General features: G+C 69.8%; 5 protein-coding genes and 1 pseudogene. 4 read left to right on the forward strand and 2 right to left on the reverse strand.

Annotated features, from left to right (window positions below):
- Both E1295_RS46815 and E1295_RS46820 read right to left on the reverse strand, forming a co-directional pair.
- Window positions 1-820 (reverse strand): annotated as a pseudogene (locus E1295_RS46815) (DNA-directed RNA polymerase subunit beta); the annotation flags it as partial.
- Window positions 821-1011: 191 nt separating this feature from the next.
- Window positions 1012-2004 (reverse strand): helix-turn-helix transcriptional regulator, encoded by a 993-nt coding sequence (locus E1295_RS46820; RefSeq protein WP_132641669.1) that lies wholly within the window; start codon window positions 2002-2004, stop codon window positions 1012-1014.
- Between the two features lie 115 nt (window positions 2005-2119).
- On the opposite strand from E1295_RS46820, the gene E1295_RS46825 reads away from it, so the two are divergent.
- The 4 genes from E1295_RS46825 to E1295_RS46840 form a co-directional block, all read left to right on the forward strand.
- On the forward strand, window positions 2120-2542 hold the full coding sequence (locus tag E1295_RS46825; RefSeq protein ID WP_132641671.1) for a VOC family protein: 423 nt from the start codon (window positions 2120-2122) through the stop codon (window positions 2540-2542).
- A 284-nt stretch (window positions 2543-2826) separates the two neighbouring features.
- Window positions 2827-3828: a glycoside hydrolase family 11 protein gene (locus E1295_RS46830; protein ID WP_132641673.1), complete on the forward strand. Its 1002-nt coding sequence runs from the start codon at window positions 2827-2829 to the stop codon at window positions 3826-3828.
- Window positions 3829-4232: 404 nt separating this feature from the next.
- Entirely contained in the window at window positions 4233-4829 is a 597-nt protein-coding gene (locus tag E1295_RS46835; RefSeq protein WP_132641675.1) for a TetR/AcrR family transcriptional regulator, read from the forward strand.
- 14 nt (window positions 4830-4843) lie between these two features.
- Window positions 4844-5198 (forward strand): nitroreductase family deazaflavin-dependent oxidoreductase (locus E1295_RS46840; RefSeq protein WP_132641677.1); only part of this gene is annotated, 355 nt, incomplete at its 3' end.

Genomic DNA, 5198 nt, shown 5'->3' on the forward strand with positions numbered 1-5198 from the left:
ACTCCTTGGTCGGCGGCTCACCCGGCCGCAGCTTGCGGTAGATGTCGAGCAGGGCGTCATCCTGGCCGGCCGTGTGGTCCTTCTCCAGGGTGGCCCGCATCGACTCGTAGCGGCCGAAACGCTCGAGAATCCTCTCGCCGGTCCACCCCAGTGCCTTGAGAAGCACGGTGACCGGCTGCTTGCGCTTGCGGTCGATGCGCACACCGACGCTGTCGCGCTTGTCGATCTCGAACTCCAGCCAGGCACCCCGGGACGGGATGACCCTGCAGCCGTAGAGATCCTTGTCGGACGTCTTGTCCACACTGCGTTCGAAGTAGACGCCCGGCGAACGGGTCAACTGCGAGGTGACGACACGCTCGGTGCCGTTGATGATGAAGGTGCCCTTCGGCGTCATGAGCGGGAAGTCGCCCATGAACACCGTCTGGCTCTTGATCTCACCGGTGGTGTTGTTGATGAACTCCGCCGTCACGAACATCGGGGCGGAGAAGGTCATGTCCTTGTCCTTGCACTCGTCTACGGAGTACTTCGGCGGCTCGAACCGGTGGTCGCGGAACGACAAGGACATGGTCCCCGAGAAGTCCTCGATCGGACTGATCTCTTCGAGGATCTCTTCGAGACCCGACTGGGTCGGGACGTCCCTGCGCCCGGCCTGGCGAGCCGCCTCTACCCGGGCCTTCCACTTCTCGTTGCCGAGCAGCCAATCGAACGACTCGGTCTGCGGAGCGAGAAGGTCAGGAACTTCGAGAGGCTCCTGGATGCGCGAAAAAGACACGCGACGGGGACCAGTGGGCATGGCGGAGGCACTGCGCGAGGCTGCCAACAGATGTCCTTCCGGTGGACACGGATGGAATCGAACTGCGCGCACGCCAAACGCCCGGCGTGGGGCCGGGCCGTCAGGAGGCAGCGCGAGGAAGCAGCATAACGCAAAAACGAAACGAAAGTCCACACCTAATATAGGCGTCAACCTCGCTGCCGCAATCAGGATGTCACAGCCGCGTCCGGCTCGTCAACTCACCCTCCCGCGGCACCGGCGTAGCGCCGGGCCAGGCGCGCGAAGGCGTCCTTGAGCTCGCCGGGACCGACGGCCTCGATGTCGGCGTCGAACCTGCCGATGGCGGCGGCCAAGCCGATCCACGACCAAGAGCCCAGGACGAGCCGGCAGCGGTCCGGGCCCAGCTCTTCGACGACACCGTCGCGGGTGAAGCGGGACACCTCGGCGGCGGGCGCCCTGAGGATCACCTCGCCGCGGCAGGGCCGGCCGCCCGAGCCGTCGGAACCCAGGAACCTGGCGGCCACGAAGGCGGCGACCTCGCCTCCGGGCAGTTCGCGCGGGGTGAAGCGCGGCCCCGTGGGGGTGCGCGGGGTGATCCGGTCGGCGCGGAACGTACGCCAGTCCTCGCGATCGAGGTCCCACGCGACGAGATACCAGCGTCCGCCCCAGGTCACGAGGTGATGGGGCTCCACCCGGCGCGGCGGCTCCGGCATCGCGTCGCCGTCCGCCTCCGGCGGCGAGGCGGGAGCGTAGGCGAAGCGCAGCACCTCGCGGCCGTGGACGGCGGCGCCGAGAGCCATGAGCACGCCACCGCCGGCCCGCGGGCCCGGCCGGGCCGCCGGTCGCTCGACAGGCGTGACCTGGAAGGTGTCGATCCGGCGGCGCAGCCGTGCGGGCATCACCTGCCGGACGGTGCTCAGCGCACGCGCCGCGGCCTCCTCGATGCCCGCGCCGGTGGTGGCGGCCGCGGTCTGCAGCGCTATGGCCAGCGCGACGGCCTGCTCGTCGTCGAACAGCAGCGGAGGCAACTCCGTGCCCGCGTCGAGCCGGTAACCGCCGTCCGGTCCCTTGAAGGCGGCGATGGGGTAACCGAGCTCGCGCAGGCGGTCGACGTCCCGGCGCACGGTGCGCGGGCTGACGTCGAGCCGCTCTGCCAGCAACGCCCCCGGCCAGTCCCGGCGGGCCTGGAGCAACGAGAGCAGCGACAACAGTCGTGCCGAGGTCTTCTGCATGGCTCCCATGGTGCCGCGAGTAGAGGCCACACCCTGACCGCTTCCCCTGCCACGGTGGGGCTCGCGCCGGACGACGGCGCTCGACCACGACGCTTCTCAGGTCAGGAGTTACGAAATGTCCGTCAAGTCTGTGGCCCATCTCAACTTCCGGGGCGACGCCCGTGCGGCGCTCGAGTTCTACCGGTCGGTGTTCGGTGGCGACCTCGCCGTCGTCACGTACAAGGACGCAGGGAACGTGCAGGACGCCGCCGACGCGGACCGGGTGATGTGGGGCCAGGTGCTCTCTGGTGACGGCTTCCACGTGATGGCGTACGACGTGCCCTCGCACCTGCCGTACGACCAGGGCGAGAACCCCTTCTTCCTCTCCCTCCGCGGCAAGACCGCGCAGGAGATCACCGCGTACTGGGAGCGGCTCTCGGAGGGAGCCGACGTCGTGCGGCCACTGGAGCCCGCGCAGTGGTCCGCGCTCTACGGGATGCTCAAAGACCGTTTCGGCGTCACCTGGGTCATGGACGTCGCCGGCGACGGAACCGGGTGACCGCCGGGCGTGCACGGAACCGCCCCCTGGCACCACACGGCCGTGGCGCCAGGGGCGCCCCTGAAATCGGCCCGAATGTTTCGGAGAAACAGTGAAAGTTTCATCCAACGGGTTCGGGAAGATCGGCAAGGCGTGCCCATTGACCAGGCGTGATACCCGAAAGGAAGTCCGCGGACCGGGCGGCGGCGCGGGTTGAGCCGGGCGTCGTTGACAGCCCGCCGGGCGCGGACGAACACTGTCGCTGCCTGACCCCCAGCGAGCCCTCACGAGGAGGAAGCACGCACATGAACGACGCCCCCCACCGCCGCCGACGCGGCCGCGTCCGGTTGTTCGCCGCCCGTGCCGGAGCCGTGGTGCTGGCCCTGGCCACCGCGATGTTGCCATCGGCCGCGAACGCGGCCATCACGTCGAACCAGACCGGCAACAACAACGGCTACTTCTACTCGTTCTGGACCGACAGCAACGGAACGGTCTCCATGGAGCTGGGCTCCGGCGGCAACTACAGCACCTCATGGAGGAACACCGGGAACTTCGTCGCCGGCAAGGGCTGGAGCACCGGCGGACGCAGGACCGTGAGCTACTCGGGCAGCTTCAACCCGTCCGGCAACGCCTACCTGACGCTCTACGGGTGGACCAGGAACCCGCTCATCGAGTACTACATCGTCGACAACTGGGGCACCTACCGGCCGACGGGCGAGTACAAAGGCACGGTCACCAGCGACGGCGGCACGTACGACATCTACAAGACGACGCGCTACAACGCCCCGTCCATCGAGGGCACCAGGACGTTCGACCAGTACTGGAGCGTCCGGCAGCAGAAGCGGACCGGCGGAAGCATCACCTCGGGCAACCACTTCGACGCGTGGGCCCGCCAAGGCATGAACCTCGGCAGCCACGACTACATGATCCTGGCGACCGAGGGCTACCAGAGCAGCGGCAACTCCAACATCACGATCGGCTCGGGCGGCGGCAACCCCGACCCCGGCAACCCCGGCAACCCGGGTAACCCTGGCAATCCGGGCGGCTGCACCGCGACGCTGTCGGCGGGCCAGCAGTGGAACGACCGGTACAACCTGTCCGTCAACGTCAGCGGTTCCAGCAACTGGACGGTGACGATGAACGTTCCGTCCCCGGCGCGGATCATCGCCACGTGGAACATCAGCGCCTCCTATCCCAGTTCCCAGGTCCTGAGCGCCAGGTCCAACGGCAACGGCAACAACTGGGGTGTGACGATTCAGCACAACGGCAACTACACCTGGCCGTCGGTCTCCTGCAGCGCGGGCTGACCCACCGTGAGCCGTGGCGCGGCGCGCTCGCCGCGCCACGGCCCCTCGCCGTGCGGCGGTCTCGGGCCCGGACCCGGCGCAGCCCTTCGGCAGAGCAAGCCCCGGCCTACGCCACCAGCCGACCCCGCCGACCTCTCGGCGGAGCAAGCCCCGGCTGACACCACCAGCAGGACCGGCGATCCACGGGGTCGCGGTCACAGCGGGGCGGTTCACCATTCGGCCGCGATGGGCGACCCGGCCGGGCGCAGCGCCTCCGGTCTCGCCTCGTCCGCGTGGCCGTACACCACCACGACCTGCACGGCGCCGCGCCGCCCGGCCTCCTCCGTGACCGCGCGCAGCAGGTCGGTGCCGATCGTGGCCTCTGGAGAGTTCCGTGCCCGGCGCCCCTCTGGTAGTTTGGCCGTATGACCAACTTGGCCGACCGACCAAACTCGCCGCGAGGGGATCGCCGCCGCGAGCAACTCGTGGCGGCCGGCATCGCGCTGCTGCGGGACGACGGATGGCAGGGCGTCACGACCCGTGCGGTGGCCCAGCGGGCCGGCACCAATCCCGGCCTGATCCACTATCACTTCGGCGGGCTGGACGGGCTCCACACGGCGATCTTCCGGCAGGCCACGCAGCTCATCGTCGGCCCGCTGGTCACCGAGCTGATGGAGGCCCCGGACGAGCGCGCGGCCCTGGCGACCGTACGCCGCCTGCTGCCCCAGGCGACCGGTGACGACCAGACGACCCGGCTGGCCGCCGAGCTGATCGCGGGCGCCACCCGCGATCCCGCGCTGGGCGTGGTGCTCCGCGACGAGTTGCGCCAGGCCCGTGCGCTGATCGCCGGACGTCTGCGTGAGGCGCGGGCCGGCTGGCCGCCGGACCGCCTGGACGGGGTGGCCACCCTCATCGTCGCCGCGATCGACGGGCTGATGTTGCACTACATGATCGACAGCGACCTCCCCGTCGGCGCGGCGCTGTCCGCGGTCGAGGACCTGCTGGCCGACACCCCTTCGTGAAGAGAGGAACCGGTATGGAGATCGTCAAGAGGCCCGCACCACCGGCCGGGCTGCGCCGCAGGTTGTGGCGCCTTCCCATCGTGTTGTACCGGGTCGGCCTGGGCCGGCTGCTGGGACAGCGGATCATGCTGCTCACCCACACCGGCCGCGTCTCCGGCCGGCCCCGCCAGGCCGTCATCGAGGTCGTCCAGCACGACGAGCAGGGTTATGTGGCGGCGTCCGGGTTCGGGCGGCGGGCCGACTGGTACCGCAACGTCATGGCCACCCCCGAGGTGACCCTGCACGTGGGCGGGCGTGCCGTGCAGGCCACCGCCGCGCCGATCCCCGAGGAGCAGGGCGCGGAGATCATGGCCGCGTACGCCCCCCGCC

This window comes from Nonomuraea mesophila (assembly GCF_004352805.1).
GTDB lineage: Bacteria > Actinomycetota > Actinomycetes > Streptosporangiales > Streptosporangiaceae > Nonomuraea > Nonomuraea longispora.

Coding starts and splice junctions, on each gene's coding strand:
- E1295_RS46820 (WP_132641669.1), bottom strand. CDS start 2,004: ATGCAGAAGACCTCGGCACGACTGTTGTCGCTGCTCTCGTTGCTCCAG.
- E1295_RS46825 (WP_132641671.1), top strand. CDS start 2,120: ATGTCCGTCAAGTCTGTGGCCCATCTCAACTTCCGGGGCGACGCCCGT.
- E1295_RS46830 (WP_132641673.1), top strand. CDS start 2,827: ATGAACGACGCCCCCCACCGCCGCCGACGCGGCCGCGTCCGGTTGTTC.
- E1295_RS46835 (WP_132641675.1), top strand. CDS start 4,233: ATGACCAACTTGGCCGACCGACCAAACTCGCCGCGAGGGGATCGCCGC.